The 20,880-nt window shown below is 69.9% G+C and carries 18 protein-coding genes; 9 read left to right on the plus strand and 9 right to left on the minus strand.

From position 1 onward, the window contains the following. Positions 1-16 precede the first annotated feature (16 nt). Positions 17-934, minus strand: coding sequence for a pseudouridine-5'-phosphate glycosidase (locus tag QZ749_RS10675; protein WP_296946380.1), 918 nt, complete (start codon positions 932-934; stop codon positions 17-19). A 2-nt stretch (positions 935-936) separates the two neighbouring features. Beyond that, the gene (locus QZ749_RS10680) at positions 937-2,085 is read right to left on the minus strand and encodes a carbohydrate kinase (protein ID WP_296946383.1); all 1,149 of its coding nucleotides are present in this window, start codon (positions 2,083-2,085) and stop codon (positions 937-939) included. Between the two features lie 267 nt (positions 2,086-2,352). On the opposite strand from QZ749_RS10680, the gene xapA reads away from it, so the two are divergent. The 7 genes from xapA to QZ749_RS10715 all read left to right on the plus strand — a co-directional run bounded on the left by xapA (position 2,353) and on the right by QZ749_RS10715 (position 10,646). Further along, positions 2,353-3,201 carry a xanthosine phosphorylase gene (gene xapA / locus QZ749_RS10685; RefSeq protein ID WP_296946385.1) on the plus strand — a complete coding sequence of 283 codons (849 nt, stop codon included), beginning with the start codon at positions 2,353-2,355 and terminating at the stop codon, positions 3,199-3,201. A 52-nt stretch (positions 3,202-3,253) separates the two neighbouring features. Continuing rightward, on the plus strand, positions 3,254-4,447 hold the full coding sequence (locus QZ749_RS10690; RefSeq protein WP_296946387.1) for a phosphopentomutase: 1,194 nt from the start codon (positions 3,254-3,256) through the stop codon (positions 4,445-4,447). Next, positions 4,444-5,400 carry a deoxyribose-phosphate aldolase gene (gene deoC, locus QZ749_RS10695; RefSeq protein ID WP_296946389.1) on the plus strand — a complete coding sequence of 319 codons (957 nt, stop codon included), beginning with the start codon at positions 4,444-4,446 and terminating at the stop codon, positions 5,398-5,400. The genes QZ749_RS10690 and deoC overlap by 4 nt, the downstream gene beginning before the upstream one ends. Before the next feature lie 15 nt (positions 5,401-5,415). After that, entirely contained in the window at positions 5,416-7,800 is a 2,385-nt protein-coding gene (locus QZ749_RS10700) for an aldehyde dehydrogenase family protein (protein ID WP_373896812.1), read from the plus strand. Between the two features lie 155 nt (positions 7,801-7,955). Then, positions 7,956-9,278: a thymidine phosphorylase gene (gene deoA, locus QZ749_RS10705; RefSeq protein ID WP_296946393.1), complete on the plus strand. Its 1,323-nt coding sequence runs from the start codon at positions 7,956-7,958 to the stop codon at positions 9,276-9,278. Positions 9,279-9,333: 55 nt separating this feature from the next. Beyond that, a complete protein-coding gene (locus QZ749_RS10710) occupies positions 9,334-9,738 on the plus strand; it encodes a cytidine deaminase (protein WP_296946394.1) in 405 nt (134 codons plus the stop codon). Positions 9,739-9,872: 134 nt separating this feature from the next. Beyond that, positions 9,873-10,646 carry a DUF2076 domain-containing protein gene (locus QZ749_RS10715; RefSeq protein ID WP_296946397.1) on the plus strand — a complete coding sequence of 258 codons (774 nt, stop codon included), beginning with the start codon at positions 9,873-9,875 and terminating at the stop codon, positions 10,644-10,646. Between the two features lie 100 nt (positions 10,647-10,746). Here QZ749_RS10715 and QZ749_RS10720 read toward each other — a convergent pair whose 3' ends face one another. Genes QZ749_RS10720 through QZ749_RS10735 form a run of 4 tightly spaced genes read right to left on the minus strand, consistent with a single transcriptional unit; the run spans position 10,747 to position 13,298 of the window. Beyond that, complete coding sequence (locus tag QZ749_RS10720; RefSeq protein ID WP_296946399.1) at positions 10,747-11,172, minus strand: VOC family protein; 426 nt, start codon at positions 11,170-11,172, stop codon at positions 10,747-10,749. 56 nt (positions 11,173-11,228) lie between these two features. After that, entirely contained in the window at positions 11,229-12,107 is an 879-nt protein-coding gene (locus QZ749_RS10725; protein ID WP_296946402.1) for a LytTR family DNA-binding domain-containing protein, read from the minus strand. Positions 12,108-12,109: 2 nt separating this feature from the next. After that, on the minus strand, positions 12,110-13,000 hold the full coding sequence (locus QZ749_RS10730) for a sensor histidine kinase (protein ID WP_296946404.1): 891 nt from the start codon (positions 12,998-13,000) through the stop codon (positions 12,110-12,112). 10 nt (positions 13,001-13,010) lie between these two features. Beyond that, entirely contained in the window at positions 13,011-13,298 is a 288-nt protein-coding gene (locus QZ749_RS10735) for a hypothetical protein (protein ID WP_296946406.1), read from the minus strand. 340 nt (positions 13,299-13,638) lie between these two features. On the opposite strand from QZ749_RS10735, the gene QZ749_RS10740 reads away from it, so the two are divergent. Together QZ749_RS10740 and QZ749_RS10745 are read left to right on the plus strand one after the other, a co-directional pair. Further along, a complete protein-coding gene (locus QZ749_RS10740) occupies positions 13,639-15,690 on the plus strand; it encodes a S9 family peptidase (protein WP_296946408.1) in 2,052 nt (683 codons plus the stop codon). A gap of 136 nt (positions 15,691-15,826) precedes the next feature. Next, positions 15,827-17,869: a PKD domain-containing protein gene (locus tag QZ749_RS10745; RefSeq protein ID WP_296946410.1), complete on the plus strand. Its 2,043-nt coding sequence runs from the start codon at positions 15,827-15,829 to the stop codon at positions 17,867-17,869. Positions 17,870-18,041: 172 nt separating this feature from the next. On the opposite strand, the gene QZ749_RS10750 is transcribed toward QZ749_RS10745, so the two are convergent. The 3 genes from QZ749_RS10750 to QZ749_RS10760 are packed head-to-tail and all read right to left on the minus strand — an operon-like array spanning position 18,042 to position 20,765. Next, positions 18,042-18,596 (minus strand): GNAT family N-acetyltransferase, encoded by a 555-nt coding sequence (locus QZ749_RS10750; RefSeq protein ID WP_296946412.1) that lies wholly within the window; start codon positions 18,594-18,596, stop codon positions 18,042-18,044. A 47-nt stretch (positions 18,597-18,643) separates the two neighbouring features. Next, a complete protein-coding gene (locus tag QZ749_RS10755; protein ID WP_296946414.1) occupies positions 18,644-19,297 on the minus strand; it encodes a TetR/AcrR family transcriptional regulator in 654 nt (217 codons plus the stop codon). A 1-nt stretch (position 19,298) separates the two neighbouring features. Then, on the minus strand, positions 19,299-20,765 hold the full coding sequence (locus QZ749_RS10760; protein WP_296946416.1) for a PLP-dependent aminotransferase family protein: 1,467 nt from the start codon (positions 20,763-20,765) through the stop codon (positions 19,299-19,301). Between the last annotated feature and the right edge of the window lie 115 nt (positions 20,766-20,880).

Consider the following 20,880-nt stretch of genomic DNA (forward strand, 5'->3'; position numbering starts at 1 on the left):
CGCGCGCGGCCCGGATCTACGCCTGGATCCGGCCCAGCGCGACGGCCAGCTGCGCGCCGACCAGGGCGTTGTGCTTGACCAGGGCGATGTTGGTCGCCAGGCTGCGCCCGCCGGTCAGCTCCTTGATGCGCGCCAGCAGGAACGGGGTGACGGCCTTGCCCTTGACGCCCTGCGCGTCGGCCTCGCCCAGCGCGCGGGCGATGATGGCGTCGATCTCGTCGGGCGGCATCGCGGCCGCTTCCGGCACCGGATTGCTGACCACTACGCCGCCCTGCAGGCCCAGCTGCCACTTGGTGCGGATGAAGCGCGCCTGGTCGTCGGCGCCGTCGAGCCGGAAGTCGGCCTGGAAGCCGCTGTCGCGCGTGAAGAAGGCGGGGAACGCCGCCTGGCCCACGCTCACCACCGGCACGCCGTGGGTCTCCAGGTATTCCAGCGTCAGGCCGATGTCGAGGATCGACTTCACGCCCGCGCACACGACGGCCACGCCGGTCTGCGCCAGTTCCTGCAGGTCGGCCGAGATGTCGAAGCTGGTCTCGGCGCCGCGGTGCACGCCGCCGATGCCGCCGGTGACGAAGACCTCGATGCCCGCCAGCCGCGCGCAGATCATGGTGGCGGCCACGGTGGTGGCGCCGAGCTTCTTCGTCGCCAGCACGTAGGCCAGGTCGCGCCGGCTGACCTTCAGGGCGTCCTTCGACTGGCCCAGCAGCTCGAGCTGGGCGTCGGACAGGCCGATGCAGACCTTGCCGTCGATCAGCGCGATGGTGGCGGGCACGGCGCCGGCGTCGCGGATCACCTGCTCGACCTCGCGCGCGGTCTGCACGTTCTGCGGGTAGGGCATGCCGTGCGAGATGATGGTCGATTCGAGCGCGACGACGGGCGTGCCGGCGGCGCGCGCGGCCTGGACTTCGGGGGAATACTGGAGGAAGGCTTGCATGGTCAGTCCTGTTCTGTGAGGGTCGTGGCGGCGGCGCCGATGGCCGCCAGGGTGTCGGGGCCGATGTCCGGGCGGACCGTGGCGTCGGTGCCGAGCGTGAGCGCCGAGAGGTGCAGGCCGCGGCGGCAGGCGCGCAGCAGGTCGCCGTCCTGGTCTTCCTTGCCGTCCGCCTGCGCCAGCGACCAGCACACGGCCGCGGCGAAGGCGTCGCCGGCGCCGGTGACGTCGACCACCGGGGCCGCGGGCGCGGCCAGGCGCTCGATGGCGTCGCCCCGCGTGCCGCCCGTGAGCAGCACGCCGCCGGCGCCGCGCGTGACGACGAGGTCGCGCGCGCCCTGCGCCCGCACCTCGCGCATCGCCGCCTCGATGGCCGCGTCGTCGTCCAGGCGGCGCCCGACCCGTGCCGCCAGTTCGCCGGCGTTCAGGATCAGGAGGCGCACGCCCGCCAGGTCGCGCGGCAGGCGCGCCATCTTGGGTTCGGACACGGCCACCAGCACCAGCGCCGTGTCGGTGCGGCGCGCGTGCTCGACCACGGCCTCGACGGTGGCCAGCGGCAGGTTGAGGTCGACGACGACCAGGGCGGCGCTCGCCAGCTGCGCCTGGCGCGCGGCCACGAAGGCCGGGTCGAGCTGGTCGTACAGGGCCATGTCGGCCAGGGCGACGACCATTTCGCCGTTGCGGTCCAGCACCGCGGTATAGCAGCCGCTCGAGGCGTCCTCGATGCGCAGCGCGCCGCGGGTGTCGATGCCGAGCGTCTCGGCGTGGGCGAGCAGGGCGGCGCCCGAGCTGTCGCCGCCGATCGCGGTGAGCAGGGACACCGGCGTGCCCAGGCGCGCCAGGTTCTCGGCGATGTTGCGGGCGACGCCGCCGAACGATTCGCTCTGGCTGGCCGGATTCGACGTGCCCAGCGCGAGCGGGTCCAGCGAGCGCAGCTTGCGGTCGAGGTTGGCCGCGCCGACGCAGACGACGGGACGGCGGTCCGGGAACACGTAGGCGCGCCCGAGCAGCTTGCGCTCGCGGATCAGGCCGGCGATGTAGCCGGCCACGGCCGAACGCGACAGCCCGAGCTGGTTGGCCAGCTCCTGCTGCGCGATGAACGGGTTCGCGCGGATCAGCGCGAGCAGCTGTTGTTTTTTTGAGTGTTCGGTCACGGCGGCAGACGGGTTAAACTTTTGTTTTTCATCTTAAACACTTGTTTTCAGAGCGTCAACGCAGCGGGTCCTGCCCGCGCGACGAGCAGATCGGCCCGGCCACCATGCGATTGGCATGGTAGGCGATAATTTATATGTTTCGAATATAAATCGTCCAGAAAAATGGTATTTGCCATACCAATCGACGATCATGCATAGTTTCGTCATCCCGATGCGCTATCCTCGCGCGCACGTCGCATTTCCATTCATTCCCATCACTCATCGACAATGACTACTCACCAGTTCAGCAATACCCCCTATGAAGCCGCCGACGTCATCCAGGCGCGCAAGCCGGGCTTCACGCCGCGCGTGGCCCTGATCCTGGGTTCCGGCCTCGGCGTGCTGGCCGAACAGATGACGGATGCGGTGTCGATCAGCTATGCCGACCTGCCGGGCTTCCCGATCAGCACCGTGCACGGCCATGCCGGCGAACTGGTGCTGGGCATGCTCGCCGGCGTGCCCGTCGTCTGCATGAAGGGCCGCGGCCACTTCTACGAGGGCTATGGCCCGGGCGTGATGACGTCGGCCGTGCGCACCTTCAAGCTGATCGGCTGCGAACTGCTGTTCGTGACCAATGCCGCCGGCTCGCTGCGTCCGGAAGTCGACGCCGGCAGCGTCGTGCTGCTGAACGACCACATCAACCTGCTGCCGGGCAGCCCGATGGCCGGCCCGAACGACGAGCGCTTCGGCCCGCGCTTCTTCAGCATGGCCAATGCCTACGACGCCGGCATGCGCGAGCTGGTCAAGGCCACCGCTGCGGACAAGGGCATCACCCTGGCCGAAGGCGTGTACCTGGCCTGCCCGGGCCCGAACTTCGAGACGGCCGCCGAGATCCGCGCGTTCAGGACGCTGGGCGCCGACGTGGTCGGCATGTCGGTCGTGCCGGAAGTGATCTCGGCGCGCCACTGCGGCCTGAAGGTCGCCGGCCTGTCCGCCATCACCAACCTGGCCGAGGGCCTGACCCCGTTCCCGCTGTCGCACGAGCAGACGCTCAAGTACGCGGCGATCGCGGCCAAGGACATGGTGGCGCTGATCCACGGCTTCGTCGAACGCCTCGGCAAGACCACGGCTGCCTGATCATTGTTACGTCGCCCCGGCCTGCGCCGGGGCGACGCTCTGGAGACAACTCATGTCACGCGCATTCATCCTCCTGCTCGACTCCTTCGGCCTGGGCGCCCTGCCCGACGCGGAGAAGTACGGCGACGCAGGCGCCAACACCCTCGGCCACATCGCCAAGTGGGCCGCCGAATCGGGCACGCCGCTGGCGCTGCCGAACCTGGAGCGGATCGGCCTGGGCGCCGCCGCGCACAAGGCCAGCGGCGCCTGGCCGGCCGGCTTCGCGCGCCGCGACGGCTTCACCGGCGCCTGGGGCGCCGCCCGCGAGCGCTCGACCGGCAAGGACACCCAGAGCGGCCACTGGGAAATCGCCGGCGTGCCGGTGCTGTTCGACTGGGGCTACTTCCCCAAGACCGTGCCGACCTTCCCCGCGGCGCTGACGGACAAGTTGCAGGAGCTGACCGGCGTGCCTGGCTGGCTGGGCAACTGCCATGCGTCCGGCACGACGATCATCACGGAACTCGGCGACGAGCACGTCGCCACCGGCAAGCCGATCATCTACACCTCGGCCGACTCGGTGATGCAGATCGCCGCGCACGAGGAGCACTTCGGCCTGGAGCGCCTGTACCAGGTGTGCGAAGCGGCCTACGAACTGGTCAAGCCCTACAACATCGGCCGCGTCATCGCCCGTCCGTTCACGGGATCGAACGGCGACTACAAGCGCACCAGCAACCGCCACGACTACGCCGTGCCGCCGGTCGCGCCGACGCTGCTCGACCATGTCAGGGACGAAGGCGGCGAAGTGATCGCCCTCGGCAAGATCAGCGACATCTTCGCGGGCCAGGGCGTGTCGCGCCTGGTGAAGGGCGCCGACAACATGGCGCTGTTCGACCGCCTGCTCGAGGTCGCCGACGACGCCGGCGACAAGTCGCTGACGTTCGTGAACTTCGTCGACTTCGACATGCACTTCGGCCACCGCCGCGACGTCGCCGGCTACGCCAACGCGCTGCACGAGCTGGACGTGCGCCTGCCCGACTTCATCGCGAAGCTGAAGGAAGGGGACCTGGTCGTGATCACCGCCGACCACGGCTGCGACCCCACCTGGGCCGGCTCGGACCATACCCGCGAACACATCCCGGTGCTGTTCTTCGGCCCGGCCGCGCCCGCGCGCGAACTGCCGATCGCCGAGACCTTCTCGGACATCGGCGCCACCCTGGCCAGCCACCTCGGCGTCAAACCCCTTTCGAACGGAACCGCACTGCTATGACCCAGCCCCTGGATTTCAAACGTAACACGGCCGTCGGCCTCGACCTGGGCTGGATCAACCACCTGAAGGTCAACCGCAACGCCGCCGACCGCCGCGCCGCCAGCCTGGCGAACCGCCGCACGGTCAAGAAGGACTACCAGGCCGCCTGGCTGGTCAAGGCGATCCAGTGCATCGACCTGACCACGCTGTCCGGCGACGACACCCCGGGCCGCGTCGAGCGCCTGTGCCGCAAGGCCATGCGTCCGCTGCGCGCCGACCTGATGGACGCGCTGGGCCTCGACGAACTCACCACCGGCGCCGTCTGCGTGTACCACGAGATGATCCAGCCGGCCGTGCAGGTGCTGCAGGGCCGCCTTCCGATCGCCGCCGTGTCGACCGCGTTCCCGGCCGGCCTGTCGAGCATGGAAACCAAGTTGCGCGAGATCGCACTGTCGGTGGCCGCGGGCGCCACCGAGATCGACATCGTGATCACGCGCCAGCACGTCCTGACGGGCAACTGGCAGGCGCTGTACGACGAGATGGTGGCCTACCGCCAGGCCTGCGGCGACGCCCACGTGAAGGCGATCCTGGCGACCGGCGACCTGGTCACGCTGGAAAACGTGGCCAAGGCATCAATGGTGTGCATGATGGCGGGCGCCGACTTCATCAAGACCTCGACCGGCAAGGAAGGCGTCAACGCGACGATCCCCGTGTCGCTGGTGATGGTGCGCGCGATCCGCGAGTACTACGAAAAGACCGGCTTCATGGTCGGCTACAAGCCGGCCGGCGGCGTTTCCACCGCCAAGTCCGCGCTGCAGTACCTGACCGTGATGAAGGAAGAGCTGGGCAACGAATGGCTGCAGCCGCACCTGTTCCGCATCGGCGCCTCCAGCCTGCTGACCGACATCGAGCGCCAGCTCGAGCACCACGTCACGGGCTTCTACTCGGCCGCCCACCGCCACGCGCAACCTTGAACCATCGGATACGTCATGCCAACAATTAAAGAGATTCTTCAGACTATGGATTACGGTCCCGCACCCGAAAGCACCAAGGAAGCGCAAGCGTGGCTGGACCAGCACGGCCGCCGTTTCGGCCTGTTCATCGACAACCAGTGGACCGAGCCGGGCGAGACCTTCGCCTCGTCCAACCCCGCCGACGGCAGCGAACTGGCGCAGATCACGCAGGCGACCGACGCCGATGTGCAGCGCGCCGTCGAAGCCGCGCGCCGCGCGCATCCGGGCTGGGTCGCCATGGGCGGCCACGGCCGCGCCACCGTGCTGTACACGCTGGCGCGCCTGCTGCAGCGCCACGCGCGCCTGTTCGCCGTGCTCGAGACGCTGGACAACGGCAAGACCATCCGCGAAACCCGCGACGCCGACCTGCCGCTGGCCGCGCGTCACTTCTACCACCATGCCGGCTGGGCGCAGCTGCAGTCGGAAGAATTCGCCGACTACCGCGCCGTGGGCGTGATCGGCCAGGTCGTGCCGTGGAACTTCCCGCTCCTGATGCTGGCCTGGAAGGTCGCGCCGGCGCTCGCGGCCGGCAACACCATCGTGTTCAAGCCGGCCGAATACACGCCCCTGACCGCGCTGCTGTTCGCCGAGATCTGCCAGATGGCCGGCGTGCCGGCGGGCGTGGTCAACGTCGTCACCGGCGACGGCCGCGTGGGCGAAGCCATCGTCAACCATCCGGACGTCGACAAGCTGGCGTTCACCGGCTCGACCGAAGTCGGCCGCCTGATCCGCAAAGCCACCGCCGGCAGCGGCAAGAAGCTGTCGCTGGAACTGGGCGGCAAGTCGCCGTTCATCGTGTTCGACGACGCCGACCTGGACGCCGCGGTCGAGGGCCTCGTGGACTCGATCTGGTTCAACCAGGGCCAGGTGTGCTGCGCCGGTTCGCGCCTGCTGGTGCAGGAATCCGTGTACGACCGCTTCATCGCCAAGGTGAAGGCGCGCATGCAGACGCTGCGCGTCGGCTCGCCGCTGGACAAGTCCACCGACATCGGCGCGCTGGTCGATCCGGTCCAGCAGCAGCGCATCCACGGCCTGGTGGAGTCGGCGCGCAGCGAAGGCTGCGAAGTCTGGCAGCCGGCCTGCGCCACGCCGGGCGAGGGCGCCTGGTACCTGCCCACCCTGATCACCGGCGCGTCGACCACCGCCACCGTGAGCCAGACCGAGATCTTCGGCCCGGTGCTGGTGGCGATGAGCTTCCGCACCCCGGCCGAGGCGGTGCAACTGGCCAACAACACCGTCTACGGCCTGGCGGCCTGCGTCTGGACCGAGTCGATCAGCCTGGCGCTGGACGTGGTCCCGCAGATCAGGGCCGGCGTGGTGTGGATCAACACGGCGAACCAGTTCGACGCGGCCTGCGGCTTCGGCGGCGTGAAGGAATCGGGCTTCGGCCGCGAAGGCGGCAAGGAAGGCATGTTCGAGTACCTGATCCCGCGCTCGGAAGACGCGCGCCCGAACCTGCCGCAGGCCGTCGCCCGCGCCAAGGCCAAGGCGCAGCCGGCGCGCGAAGCCAACCCGTTCCAGATCGACCGCACCGCCAAGCTGTACGTCGGCGGCAAGCAGGCGCGCCCGGACAGCGGCTACAGCCGCGCGATCCACGGCGCCGGCGGCGAGTTCCTGGCCGACGTCGGCGAAGGCAGCCGCAAGGACATCCGCAACGCCGTGGAAGCGGCGCACAAGGCGTCCGGCTGGGCGAAAGCCAGCGCGCACAACCGCGCCCAGGTGCTGTACTACATCGCCGAGAACCTGGCCGTGCGCGCCGACGAATTCGCCGAGCGCATCGCCCTGCAGACCGGCAGCAAGAACGCCGAGAAGGAAGTGCAGGCATCGATCGAGCGCCTGTTCTACTGGGCCGCGTGGGCCGACAAGTACGACGGCGCCGCGCACCAGCCGCCGATGCACGGCATCACCGTCGCCCTGAACGAACCGGTCGGCGTGATCGGCATCGTCTGCCCGAACGAGAACCCGCTGCTGGGCTTCGTCTCGCTGGTGGCGCCGGCCATCGCGCTGGGCAACCGCGTGGTCGCCGTGCCGTCGGAAGCGCATCCGCTGTCCGCGCTGGACCTGTACCAGGTGCTGGACACCTCGGACCTGCCGGGCGGCGTGCTGAACATCGTCACCGGCGCCGCCGACGAGCTGGCGCGCACGCTGGCCTCGCACTTCGACGTCGACGCCGTGTGGCGCCACGACGGCTCGCCCGACGGCTGCGCGGAAGTCGAGCGCCTGTCGGCCGAGTCGCTCAAGCGCACCTGGACCGGCGGCGCCAAGGGCCGCGACTGGTTCGACGCGAAGCAGGCGGCGGGGCGCACGGTGCTGCAGCACGCGACCCAGGTCAAGAACGTCTGGATCCCGTACGGCGTCTGATTAACCGGTAACATCAACGTAGGGTGGACGGCTTTGCCGTCCACGCGGTGGCAGGCAAAGGCTCCGATCCCGTGCGCGATTCGGCAGCCGCCAACGATCACCGCGTGGACGGCCGAGCCGTCCACCCTACGCATTTTCGAATAAGGTTGAATATCATGTTCCTTCCACAAGAAATCGTCCGCAAAAAGCGCGACGGCGGCATCCTGAGCGCCGAGGAAATCCAGTTCTTCGTGCGCGGCATCCCCGGCGGCAGCACCACCGAAGGCCAGATCGCCGCCTTCGCGATGGCCGTCTACTTCAACGACATGACCATGGACGAACGCGTCGCCTTCACGCTGGCGATGCGCGATTCCGGCCTGGTCATGGAGTGGAAGTCGCTCGACCTGCCGGGTCCCGTCGTCGACAAGCACTCGACGGGCGGCGTCGGCGACGTCGTCTCGCTGATGCTGGGGCCGATGGTCGCCGCCTGCGGCGGCTTCGTGCCGATGATCTCGGGCCGCGGCCTGGGCCATACCGGCGGCACGCTGGACAAATTCGATTCGATCCCGGGCTACGGCACCGTGCCGGAACCTGAACTGTTCCGCAAGATCGTCAAGGACGTCGGCGTGGCCATCATCGGCCAGACCGCCCAGCTGGCCCCGGCCGACAAGCGCTTCTACAGCATCCGCGACACCACGGCCACCGTCGAATCGGTCGCCATGATCACCGGCTCGATCCTGTCCAAGAAGCTGGCGGCGGGCCTGGACGCCCTCGTCATGGACGTCAAGGCCGGCAGCGGCGCGTTCATGCCGACCTATGAAAAATCCGTCGAGCTGGCCGAGTCGATCGTCCACGTCGGCAACGGCGCCGGCACCCGCACGTCGGCCATCCTGACCGGCATGAACGAGTCGCTGTGCCCGGCCGCCGGCAATGCCGTCGAGGTGCGCGTGGCGATCGACTACCTGACCGGCAAGTCGCGCCCGAGCCGCCTGCACGCGGTGACGATGGCGCTGTGCGCCGAGATGCTGGTGCTGTCGGGCCTCGCGGCCAGCGATGCCGAAGCGCAGGCCAGGCTGCAGCACGCGCTCGATTCGGGCGAGGCCGCCGAGCGCTTCGCGCGCATGGTGACCGCCCTGGGCGGCCCGGCCGACCTGATGGACAATCCCGATGCCTACCTGGAGCGCGCGCCGATCGTGGTGCCGGTGCCGGCCCTGGAGTCGGGCTACGCCCACGCGACCGACTGCCGCGGCCTGGGCCTGGCCGTGGTCGGCCTGGGCGGCGGCCGCACCCGTCCGCAGGATGCGATCGACTTCGCCGTGGGCCTGACCGGCCTGGTCGAACTGGGCACGCAGGTGCAGGCCGGGCAGCCGCTGGCGCTGGTGCATGCGCGCACCCAGGACGCGGCCGAGCGCGCCGTGCGCGAAGTGCAGGCGGCGTACCGCATCGCGGCCGAGCGCCCGGCGGCGCAGCCGATGATCTACAAGACCATCCGTCCCTAACATCCAGCCATCCCGTCGCCCCGGTGCAGGCCGGGGCGACGCCATCGGAGACATCATGCAATACGAAAAACTGATCGACGAAGCCCGCGCCGCGCGCCTGCTCGCCTACGCGCCGTACTCGCAGTTCCAGGTCGGCGCCGCGCTGGCATGCAAGGACGGGCGCGTGTTCCGCGGCTGTAACGTCGAGAACGCGGCCTACGGCCTGTCCAACTGCGCCGAGCGCACCGCCCTGTTCTCGGCCATCGCCCACGGCTACCGGCCGGGCGACTTCGCGGCGCTGGCCGTGATCGGCGAGACCGACGGCCCCATCGCCCCCTGCGGCGCCTGCCGCCAGGTGATCCTGGAACTGGGCGGGGACGACCTGCCGGTCGTGCTGGCCAACCTGGAAGGCAAAGTGATGGAAACCACGGCGGGGGCGCAGTTGCCGCACGCGTTCGGCGGGCGCGACCTGCAGAAATGACCTGGACGTTGGATCGGGATTCAGCGCCTCTTAAGTCAGCCGCGGGCAAAAGCTGCCAAACTTGAAATCACGGAAAGGCCCACAACATGATGGGCTATCCGACGTTTCCATGAGGAGCAGAGATGAGCCCGCAAATGAGTACGCAAGATGCCCGAATGCTGCAGGATTTCCTGGCCCAGCTGGTCCAGGCCCGCGGCGTCCGGAAGGACCCGGAAGCCGACGCGCTGATCCAGCGCGCCGTCGCCCAGCAACCCGATGCCGCCTACCTGCTGGTGCAGCGCGCGCTGCTGGTCGGACAGGCGCTGGAAAACGCCAAGGACCGCATCGCCGCGCTGGAAGAGCAGTTGCGCGAGGCGCAGGCGCAGGCGCAGCAGCAGGGGCAGCAGGGCGGCCGCTTCCTGGACGCCGATTCCTGGGGCAATAGCGGCACGGCGCGCCCCGCCGCCCAGCAGCAGGGCTATGCGCGCGACCTGCAGCAGGCCTATCCGTCGCAGTCGCAGCCGCCGCAATATCAGCCGCAGTACCCGTCCCAGCCGCAGTACCAGTCCGCGCCGCGCTCCGGCTTCCTGAGCGGCGGCTTCGGCTCGGCGCTGGGCACGATGGCGGCCACGGCGGCCGGCGTGGCCGCCGGCGGCTTCCTGTTCCAGGGACTGGAAAACATGTTCAACCACAACGAACATGGCGGCGGCGGGAACCACCTGCTGAACGGCGACGACCCCGGCAACAACCTGTTCGGCAACAACGACCAGTCGGGCAGTTCGCTGGCCAGCCAGGCCGGCCTGGGCGACGTCGACCGCGCGCTCGACAATGGCGGCGGGCAGGGCCTGTTCGATGCCGACAATACCAGCATCGACGGCGGCGACGGCTTCTTCGACGGCGACGGGTCGGACGAGGGATTGTTCAGCTGACGCAGGACGTCGTCCCGGCGCAGGCCGGGACCCAATTAGGCCCCGGCCTGCGCCGGGGCGACGATGTGCGGCCACAGCGGGATCACCGGGATGAGCGGGATCAGCGGAACAGGTCTTCCGGCTTCCATGGATCGTAGGTGCCCACGTTCCACACATGCCCCTCGGGATCGCGGCACATGAAGCCGCGGCTGCCGAACTCCGTGTCCGACGGTTCCTGCAGGATGACGGCGCCGGCATTGCGGGCGCGCTCGCAGACGCGGTCGGCGTCGTCGACCTGCAGGTAGACGGTCTGGGTCTCGCGTCCGCCGATCTCGTCGGGCTGCGCCAGCACGCGGGCGTAGTCGTCGTCGCCGCCGACGGTGCCCAGCATGATCATGCCGCCGCCCAGCGTCAGCTGGGCATGGGCGATGGCGCCGTCGATGCCGGGGATGGCGACCTGGGTTTCGAAGCCGAACACGTCGCTCAGCCAGTCGATGGCGGCGGGCGTGTCGCGGTAGCGCAGGCAGGGGATGGCGATCGAGGGCATGGCGGTGTCTCCCGGGATGGATGATGCGCCCATCCTAGCATTCGCGCGGCCCGGTTTCACATCTGCTGGAACAGGTGGGTGTGGTTGCGGCTCACCTCGATCTCGCCGGCATGGTTGCGCAGCCTGAGCATATGGCGCCCGCGCAGGTCGCGCACGACCTCGCCGATGGCGTCCACGCGCACCAGCGTCGAGCGGTGCACGCGCCAGAATTCGTCCGGATCCAGTTCGTCCAGCAATTCCTTGAGCGTCTTGCGGATCAGGAATTCGCCGGTCGCCGTCTGCACCCGCGTGTATTTTTCGTCGGACTGGAAGAACAGCACTTCGCGCACGCTCACCATGCGCAGGCTGGCGCCGACCTGGGCCTGGATCCAGCGCAGGTAGGGCGGCTTGTCCGGCTTGTCCTTGTTGTCGAGCAGCGCCGCAAGCCGCGCCAGCTGGGCGCCGATGTCCTGCGGCGGCGCGGCTGGTGGCGTGGCCGCCGCAGTTGCCGCCGCAGTTGCCGCCGCAGTGGTCCCCGCAGTTGCGGCCGCAGCGGTGCCGGCAGCGGCCGCCGGACGGGCCCGCAGGCGCGCGCGCAGGCGCGCGCAGGTGGTGGCCAGGCGCTCGTGCGAGACGGGCTTGAGCAGGTAGTCGAGGGCGCCCTGCTCGAAGGCGTCCAGCGCGTACTGGTCGTAGGCGGTGGCGAACACGATGTGGGTGCGGTCGTACAGCCGCCGCGCCGCCTCGATGCCGGACAGGCCCGGCATGCGGATGTCGAGGAAGGCGATGTCGGGCCGGTGGCGCTCGCCCAGTTCGACGGCCTCGACGCCGTTGGCCGCCTCGGCCACGATCTGCAGTTCGGGCCAGGCGACCTGCAGGCGCGCGCGCAGCAGGTCGCGCATCGGCGCCTCGTCGTCGGCGATCAGGGCCGTCACCGGCGTGCCGCGTTCGTCCATGGTCAGGCATCCTCCATCATCTTGTAGGGCAGGGTGATCGTGGCGCAGGCGCCGCCGGCCGCCGGCATCGCGATCGACAGCGCGGCCTGGCCGCCGTACAGCAGTTGCAGGCGCTCGCGGATGTTCGCCAGGCCCACGCCGTCGTCGGCGTGCGGGTCGATGCCGACGCCATCGTCGCACACCTCCACGTGCAGGGTCGCGTCGACGACGAAGGCGCGCACGGCGACGGTGCCGCCGGCGATCTTCGGTTCCAGGCCGTGCTTGATGGCGTTCTCGATCAGCGTCTGCAGCATCATCGGCGGGAACGGCGCGCTGGACAGGAAGTCCGGCACCTCGAAGCGCACCTGGAGTCTTTCTTTCATTCGCGCCTGCATGATGGCGAGATAGGCGCGCGACAGCTCGACCTGCTTGCCGAGCGTGCCGCCGCCGCGCGCGCGCATCTGCGGCAGCGTCGAGCGCAGGTACTCGATCAGGTGGGCGTGCACGCGCGCCGCCTCCTGCTGGTCGGTCTCGATCAGCTGGCCGATCAGGGCCAGCGTGTTGAACAGGAAATGCGGCTCGACCTGGGCCTGCAGGGCCGCCATGCGCGCCTCCATCAGGCGCCGTTCCAGCGTGGCGACGTTGGCCTGGGCGGTGGCGTCGCGCGCCGCCAGCTCGGCCTTGCGCTTGCCGCCGGCCAGCACCTTGACGCCGAACGAGATCACCGTGTACCAGAACGCCGCTTCCGGCGTGTTCACGATGATGAAGAATGCCCACGCCAGGAACCAGGTCAGCAGCAGCTGGCGCCAGTCGACGACGGCGAGCCAGTCGAAGAAGCGCCACCACAGCTTGGCGGCTTCGGCGACGGCGTCGCGCACGAAGTCGAGGGCGCGGTTGATCTCGCTGGCGCGCATCGCGTTCTCCTTATTGCTTGCCGTACTGTTCGTCGTACCCGGCGTGGCGCTCGCGCACCGTGCGGCGATGGTCGACGGCGAAGGCGCCCACCACCAGCTTGACGGCCATGAACAGGACGAACAGGCACAGCGCCAGCGGCAGGATCGTCACCAGCAGGGCCAGGCCGATGCAGCAGGCCAGCACGGCCGGCCAGGGCATGGCGGCGATGGCGTCGGCGCCGCGCCGGCAGGCACGCACGATGTCGCGGGCGACGTCTTCCATGGCATCGGCAAATTCGCGGAAAGTGGTGTTTTTCATCGGGTTCTCCTGGAGCGCGCTGCGGCGCATTGCGATGGAATCACTATAGGCCCGCTGCCCGCCAGCCGCCAGCCTCACCCGACGAAATGCCGAAAACGCGGGTCCAGTGGTCGTGCGGCTGGATAAGCGGCATGCATTACGGATGCGCCGCGCCGCGCGCTCCATCGTCGTCCATCCCGCGATATCCGCAGTCCGTCGCATCGGGCGGCCGCCCGCGCCATTCCTGCTTCATAGTACTTTTGGCAAGGCCGCATCCAGCAGCCATGCCGAGACATTATTTTCTTTATTTTAAGAAATTATACATTTACTATTGCCAATCCACCCCCGTCGAGAGGTTTCCATGCTACGTCCCGTCCTGGCCACGTTGTTCGCCGCAAGTCTCGTCCCCGCCGCATCCGCCCAAGCCCCCCAAGCCGCCCAAGCCGCGCAGGCGCCCGCCGCCGACACGCCGCTGATCGCGCGCGCCAAGCTGTTCGGCAATCCCAGCAAGGTCGCCGGCAGCATCAGCCCGGACGGCAGGTGGCTGTCCTGGATCGCCCCGCGCGACGGCGTGCTGAACGTCTGGGTGGCGCCGGTGAACAAGCCGGACGATGCGCGGCCGCTGACGGCCGAGAAGACCCGGCCGATCCGCAGCGTGTTCTGGTCGCCGGATTCGAAGTCGCTGCTGTTCGTCAACGACAAGGGCGGCGACGAGAACTTCCTGCTGTACGGCGTCGACGTCGCCAGCGGCAAGCAGTCGGTGCTGACGCCGTTCGAGAAGACCCGCGTGCAGGTGATCAACATCAGCCGCCACGTGAAGGACCGCATCCTCGTCGGCATCAACAACCGCGACCCGCGCTGGCACGACGTCTACAGCCTCGACATGAAGACCGGCACGCTGACGCTGGTCCAGAAGAACGAGGGCGGCTACGCCGGCTTCGTCGCCGACGAGGACCTGGCGCTGCGCCTGGCGACCAGGACCCGCCCCGACGGCGGCAGCGATTATTTCCGCTTCGTCGGCGGCAAGGTCGAGGAAACGCCGGTGGCCCAGGTCGGCCTGGACGATTCGCTGACCACCTCGCCGCTGGGCTTCACGACCGACGGCAAGACGCTGTACTGGAACGATTCGCGCGGCCGCGACACGGCGGCGCTGGTGGCCCAGGACGTGGCGTCCGGCAAGGCCACGGTGGTGGCCCAGGATGCGCGCGCCGACATCGCCTCCGGCCTGTTCGACGTGCGCACCGGCAGCCTGCAGGCCTACGAGGTCGATTTCCTCAGGCACGAGTACGTCCCGGTCGACAAGGCGATCGGGGCCGACCTGGACTACCTGAAGCGCGAGCTCAAGGGCGACATCCAGGTGCGCTCGCGCACGGATGCCGACGACAAGTGGATCGTCGACCTCGACCCGGTATCGAAGCCCGCATCGACCTGGCTGTACGACCGCAAGGCCAGGCGCCTGACCAAGCTGTTCACGGCCCGCCCGGAACTGGAGGACGCGCCGCTGGTGCCGATGTTCCCGCAGGAGATCAAGGCGCGCGACGGCCTGAACCTGGTGTCCTACCTGTCGCTGCCGAAGGCCGCCGACCCGTCCGGCAGCGGCAAGGCGGCGCACCCGGTGCCGCTGGTGCTGCTGGTGCACGGCGGCCCGTGGGCGCGCGACAGCTTCGGCTACCGCGGCTACCACCAGTGGCTGGCCAACCGCGGCTACGCGGTGCTGTCGGTGAACTACCGCGGCTCGACCGGCTTCGGCAAGACCTTCATCGCGAAGGGCGACCTGCAGTGGGGCCGCAAGATGCACGACGACCTGCTCGACGCGGTCGACTGGGCCGTCAGGAACGGCGTGACCACGCCCGGGCAGGTCGCCATCATGGGCGGCTCCTACGGCGGCTACGCCACGCTGGCCGGCATGACCTTCACGCCCACCACCTTCGCCTGCGGCGTCGACATCGTCGGCCCCTCGAACCTGTTCACGCTGCTGGAAACCATCCCGCCGTACTGGGAAGCGTTCAAGCAGCAGTTCTACAAGCGCATGGGCGACCCGACCACCGAGGAAGGCCGCGCGATGCTCAAGGAGCGGTCGCCGCTGAACTACGCCGACAAGATCGTCCGTCCGCTGCTGATCGGCCAGGGCGCCAACGACCCGCGCGTGAACGTGCGCGAGTCCGACCAGATCGTCGCGGCGATGAAGGCCAAGGACATCCCCGTCACCTACGTGCTGTTCCCGGACGAGGGCCACGGCTTCGCGCGGCCGGTGAACAACATCGCGTTCAATGCGGTGGCCGAGAATTTCCTGGCGTCCTGCCTGAAGGGACGCGCCGAGCCGATCGGCGCGGCGCTGCAGGGGTCGACCGCGCAGGTGAAGGCAGGGGCGGGGTTCGTGTCGGGGCTGGAGCAGGCGGCGGGCGCGCAGTGATGTCCTGAGCACGGCGCTTGCGCGGCCCGGTGCCGGACGCGCAAGCGCAGGTTTGCGCCATCTCGTCCTGCCCGGCCCGCCGCCGCCCTACATTGGTCATGCGCGATGCATGAACGAACCCAATGGAGAGAGCGATATGCAAGTCTTGCGGATGAGAAGTACGGCGCGGGCGGCCAGCCTGCTGGCGCTGGCGGCCGTGGCGGCGGGCTGCGGCGGCGCGGACGGCGGCACGGCGCCGGCGGCGAAGCTGCTGGCTGCGGTGACGACGCATGCGGCGCCGGATGCGACGACGAATGCGGCGGCGACCGGCGCGACGACGGCGAACGGCGGCGCCCATGGCGGCGCCGACGTCTACGGCATCGTCAACCTGGCGCCGGGAATCGGCTACCGGACGAGCGTCAATGCGCGCGGCCAGGCGGCGTTCGAGCATGTGAACCGCGGCGGCTCGCTGGACGTCGGCTTCTACGACGGCGACCGCATCGCCGACGTCGCCATGCCGGGCGCGCTGGCCACCTCGCTGGGCCGCATGAACGCGCACGGCGTGGTCATCGCGCAGTCGCGCGTCCAGGTCTCCCCGTCCTCCATTCCCGCCCAGCCGTTCCGCTGGACGCGCGCGGGCGGGCCGGTCGCGCTGCCCGTGTTCGACCCGGAAGGCAACAACTATCCGGACGACATGAACGACCGCGGCACCATCGTCGGCTTCGCCGGCATCGGCCCGCTGGAAGCCGACTACCGCGCGGTACGCTGGAGTCCCGCCAACGCCCTGGCGCAACTGCCGACGCCGCCCGGCTTCGGCCTGTCCGATGCCGTCAGCGTCAACCGGCACGACGCCAGCACCGGGTTCGCCAACGATGCCGCCGGGGTGGCGCATGCCTTCGTCTGGGGCGCCGGCGGCAGCCCGACCGATCTCGGCACCTTCGGGGCGGCGACGGCGCATGGGCGCTCGATCAACGACGGCGGCGAGGTGGCCGGCCAGCTGGACCTGTTCCTGCCGAGTTTCCAGTCTTTCCTGTGGAGCCCCGGCAAGGGCGCGGTGCGCGTGGGCCTGCACACGGTGCCGGGCGCATTGAACAATGCGGGCGAGCTGGTCGGACGCGTCTACGATCCCGACACCATCGTCGAGCATGCGTTCCTGTTCACGCGCGCGCGCGGCCTGGTGGACCTGCACCCGGCGCCGTTTTCCTCGTCCACCGCGGAGCACGTGAACGACGGCGGCACCATCGTCGGCGAAGTGCGCGGCGCGTCCCTGGCGGAGGGCCAGGCCGCCTACCGCTGGTCGCGCACGGGCGCGCCCGTCGACCTGAACACGCGCCTGGTCGACAAGCCGGACGGCCTGGTGCTGACCCAGGCCCTGCAGGTCTCGCCGACCGGCGACATCGTCGCCAATTCGAATGCCGGCCTGGTGCTGCTGCGGCGCGGCGGCGGCGGCGGCGGCGCGCCGGTGCTGGGGCCGATCCGGCTGCCGGCCGAGGTGCGGCCGGGCCAGCCGTTCGAACTCGTGCTGTCGTTCCGAGACCGCGACCCGGCCGACACCCATGCCGCGACGATCGACTGGGGCGACGGCGCCGGCCCGCAGCCGGTTCCCGTCAGCGAGGGCGCGGGCAGCGGCGAGGTGCGCGTCACCCACACCTATCCGGGCGCGGGCGACTACACCATCGTCGCGGCCGTCACCGATGCCACCGGCCGCACCACCACGCAGTACCGCAACCTCTACCTGTTCCCCTACTGCGTGCCGGGCATCACCGGCGAAGCGCGCCTGGCCGACGCGCCGGGCGCCGCGCCGCGGCCGGCGCTGACGTTCCGGCTGGCGGCGCCGCTGGTGGCGGTGTGCGGCAACACGCGGCCGTTCACCTTCGCGCTGCAGGGGCGGCTGTGGTTCAAGGGCGACCGGCTGGAGCGGATCGTCCGCAACGGCAACACGGTGCGCCTGGAAGGGACCGGCAAGCTGGACGGGCAGGCCGGCTACCGCTTCACCATCGACGCCACCGACGGCAACCGCGACGGCAGGGTCGATCCCGACCGGCTGGCGATCCGCATCGTCCGGCCCGCGCCGGCGGGCGCCGCGCAGGCGGCGGCCACGCAGCAGGTCGTGCTGGACTACGGCGCCGTCACCAGCAAGTCGCGCGCGCTGCGCGGGGAGGGCGTGCTGCCGGCGTCGGCGATTCGGCTGGTCGAGTGAGGGGGAGGGCGGCGGGGAGCGGTCGAGGCCAGTCTGGCGGAGATCGTCTCATTCGCCGCAAACCGTCGTCCCGGCGAAGGCCGGGACCTAATTTGCACGCATCCCGACAGCGCGTGGGAATTGGACCCCGGCCTGCGCCGGGGCGACGTGTTGGACCAGGCAATCCCTGCCCTCAGCCGCCATCCCGGTAGCGGCGCAGCAGCCCATAATAGACGGTATCGGCGGGCTTGCCGTGCACGATCCAGCGCTCGGGCATGTAGCCTTCCTTGCGAAAGCCCAGCTTTTCCAGCACCCGCCCCGAGGCGACGTTGTCCGGGTCGATGTCGGCCTCGATGCGGTTCAGGTCGAGCGCGCGCAGGCCGTACTCGACCAGCGCTTCCAGCGCCTCGCCGGCATAGCCCTTGCCCCAGTGGGCGCTGGCCAGCGCATAGCCGATCTCGCAGCGCCGGCTGGCATCGACGAAGTGGTGCAGGGCGCAGTTGCCGATCAGTTCGCCGGTTTCGCGCAGCACGATGCCCAGGCGCAGCTCGCTGCCGTCGGCGAAGGCGCTGCGGATGCGCGCGATGGCCTGCACGGCCTGGTCGATCGACGTCCAGGGTTCGGTGCTCCAGTAGCGCGTGACGGCGGGGTCGGAAAACACCGCGTAGTGGGCTTCGGTGTCGCGCTCGTCCATCGGGCGCAGCAGCAGGCGCTGGGTGGCGAGTTCGACCGGGGTCAGGGTGGGCACGTCGATTCTCCTTGTCATCATGTTCGTCGGTGTCCCTGGCGGGACGGTTACGGCAGGCCGACGGCGGCCAGCACCATGGCCGTGACCAGGCGTTCGGCATCGTCGAAGTCGTCCTGCGCCAGCTGCTCGCGGCCGAGCACCAGCGTCATCTGCGCGGCGAAGTCGGCATAGGACTGGGTCATGGCCCAGACCGCGAACAGCAGGTGGGTGGCGTTCACGGGCGCGATCCGGCCGTCCGCGATCCAGCGCTCGAACACGGCGATGTCGGCGCGCAGCAGCGGGATCACGCGCTGGCGGATCTGTTCGCCGTACACCTTGGCGCCGCCGATCACTTCCAGCGCATACACGCGCGAGGCCAGCGGCTGCTCGCGCGAGAACTTCAGCTTGGCGCGCACGTAGGCGCGCAGCACGTCGGCCGGCTCCTTGCGCGCGTCGGCCAGGCTGGCCATGCGCGCCAGCCAGTCGTCGAGCACGCCGTCCAGCACGCGCCGGTACAGCGCTTCCTTGGTCGGGAAATAATACAACAGGTTCTGCTTCGACAGGCCGGCGCGCTCGGCGACGGTGGCGATCGACGTGCCTTCGTAGCCGCCGGCGGCGAACAGGCGCACGGCTTCGCGCAGGATCGCGGCCTCGACCTTGTCGCGGTTCAGCGCGCGCCGTTTCACGGTCGACGTGCGGATGGCGTTGACGCTGGTGGCCATCTCAGGCTCCCCGGCGCAGCGCATGCAGGAACGCGAGCAGGGCCGGCGCGCAGGCATAGGCGACGTTGAAGCGGAACCAGGCGCTGCGCGGGGCCGCGAGCGAGAAGAACTCGCCGGGCGCCAGCAGGATGCCGGCGCGCAGCGCCCGCTCGGCGATGTCGCGCCCGCTGAGATCTCCGATGGCGCCGGCCGGATCGGCCCAGCCGGCGCTGACGAACATCCCGCCGCGCGGATGCGCCAGCGGCACCAGGCCGGCGCCCTGCAGGCGCTCGATGCTGCGCTCGCGCGCGTCGGCCAGCTGCTGCACGAGGCGCCCGACCAGCTTGCGGTAGGCGCGCCCGCCGATGGCTTCGTGGACGGCGCGCTCGTTGATCTCGGACGTCGTCAGCCCGGTGAGCATCTTGACGCGCACCAGTTCCGGCAACAGCGAGCCGGAGGCGCAGATCGAGCCGACGCGCAGCACCGGCGACAGCGTCTTGGAAACGCTGCCGATGCGGATCACGCGGCGCAGGCCGTCCAGCGCCGCCAGCGAGGCTTCGCCGCGCGCCGCCAGTTCGCGGTAGATGTCGTCCTCGACCAGCCAGAAGTCGAACTGTTCCGCCAGCCCGAGCAGGCGGTGCGCGCCGGCCGGCGTCAGCGAGGTGCCGAGCGGGTTCTGCAGCACCGTGTTGACGAACATGAGCTTGGGCGGCGTGGCGGCGGCGCGCGCCGCCAGCACGTCCAGGTCGAGGCCGTTGGCGCCGCGCGGGATGCCCACCGCCACGCAGCCGTGGTGGCGCACCAGGGCCAGCAGGTTGCTGTAGCCGGGGTCTTCCACGAACACGGTGTCGCCGGGCCGCGTCAGCGTGCGCAGCACCAGGTCGAAGGCGTGGGTGGCGCCGTGGGTCAGCAGCACCTGTTCCGGCTCGACGGCGAACAGTTCGTCCGACAGCGTGGCCGCCAGCTGCTGGCGCAGCGCGGGAAAGCCGAGCGGATGGCCGTAGCCGCGCAGGCGCCCGGACGGGATCTTCATCGCATGGCGCACGGCGTCGAGCAGCGTCGATTCGCCGTACCACTCGGGCGGCAGCCAGCCGGCGCCGACCGGCAGCGCCTCCGACTGGCCGGAATACAGGTCGGGCGTGAGCGCGTCGACGGCCGCGCCCGGGGCCGGCGCGCACGGCGCCTGGGGCACATCCGGCGCATCCGGCGCATCGGGCCCGCTGCGCGCGACGAAGAAGCCGGAACCCCGGCGCGAGGACAGCAGTCCCAGGTGGAGCAGGCGGTCGTAGGACTCGACGACCGTGAAGGTGCTGACGCCGTTGACCTTTGCGAATTGTCGAACCGAGGGCATCTTGGTGCCGACCGGCAGCGCGCGCCGGCTTACCATCCCGGCGATGGCCGCCACGATCTGGTCGACCAGGCTCCCGCGGCGCTGGCGGTCGATCGCCAGCACCGGCCATCCTTCCTGCGCAGCGCTTCCCGCCTGCATGTCTCGTAGGCTTGCCGCCGTATCGTCCATCGCCGCTCCGGTGGTGGCGGCCCCGGCAACTGTACAGGTCATGTCACCTGTACGGTTGGCCGGTTCCGCCGTTTGTGTATATGTG

This window comes from uncultured Massilia sp. (assembly GCF_913773735.1).
Classification (GTDB): Bacteria; Pseudomonadota; Gammaproteobacteria; order Burkholderiales; family Burkholderiaceae_D; genus Telluria.

Excerpts from the sequence above, each read along its gene's own strand:
- deoA (WP_296946393.1), top strand. The coding sequence starts at position 7,956 with ATGTTCCTTCCACAAGAAATCGTCCGCAAAAAGCGCGACGGCGGCATC.
- QZ749_RS10675 (WP_296946380.1), bottom strand. The coding sequence starts at position 934 with ATGCAAGCCTTCCTCCAGTATTCCCCCGAAGTCCAGGCCGCGCGCGCC.
- QZ749_RS10690 (WP_296946387.1), top strand. The coding sequence starts at position 3,254 with ATGTCACGCGCATTCATCCTCCTGCTCGACTCCTTCGGCCTGGGCGCC.
- QZ749_RS10735 (WP_296946406.1), bottom strand. The coding sequence starts at position 13,298 with ATGAAAAACACCACTTTCCGCGAATTTGCCGATGCCATGGAAGACGTC.
- QZ749_RS10715 (WP_296946397.1), top strand. The coding sequence starts at position 9,873 with ATGAGTACGCAAGATGCCCGAATGCTGCAGGATTTCCTGGCCCAGCTG.
- QZ749_RS10740 (WP_296946408.1), top strand. The coding sequence starts at position 13,639 with ATGCTACGTCCCGTCCTGGCCACGTTGTTCGCCGCAAGTCTCGTCCCC.
- QZ749_RS10730 (WP_296946404.1), bottom strand. The coding sequence starts at position 13,000 with ATGCGCGCCAGCGAGATCAACCGCGCCCTCGACTTCGTGCGCGACGCC.
- QZ749_RS10725 (WP_296946402.1), bottom strand. The coding sequence starts at position 12,107 with ATGGACGAACGCGGCACGCCGGTGACGGCCCTGATCGCCGACGACGAG.
- xapA (WP_296946385.1), top strand. The coding sequence starts at position 2,353 with ATGACTACTCACCAGTTCAGCAATACCCCCTATGAAGCCGCCGACGTC.
- QZ749_RS10760 (WP_296946416.1), bottom strand. The coding sequence starts at position 20,765 with ATGCAGGCGGGAAGCGCTGCGCAGGAAGGATGGCCGGTGCTGGCGATC.
- QZ749_RS10745 (WP_296946410.1), top strand. The coding sequence starts at position 15,827 with ATGCAAGTCTTGCGGATGAGAAGTACGGCGCGGGCGGCCAGCCTGCTG.
- QZ749_RS10720 (WP_296946399.1), bottom strand. The coding sequence starts at position 11,172 with ATGCCCTCGATCGCCATCCCCTGCCTGCGCTACCGCGACACGCCCGCC.
- QZ749_RS10755 (WP_296946414.1), bottom strand. The coding sequence starts at position 19,297 with ATGGCCACCAGCGTCAACGCCATCCGCACGTCGACCGTGAAACGGCGC.
- QZ749_RS10710 (WP_296946394.1), top strand. The coding sequence starts at position 9,334 with ATGCAATACGAAAAACTGATCGACGAAGCCCGCGCCGCGCGCCTGCTC.
- QZ749_RS10700 (WP_373896812.1), top strand. The coding sequence starts at position 5,416 with ATGCCAACAATTAAAGAGATTCTTCAGACTATGGATTACGGTCCCGCA.
- deoC (WP_296946389.1), top strand. The coding sequence starts at position 4,444 with ATGACCCAGCCCCTGGATTTCAAACGTAACACGGCCGTCGGCCTCGAC.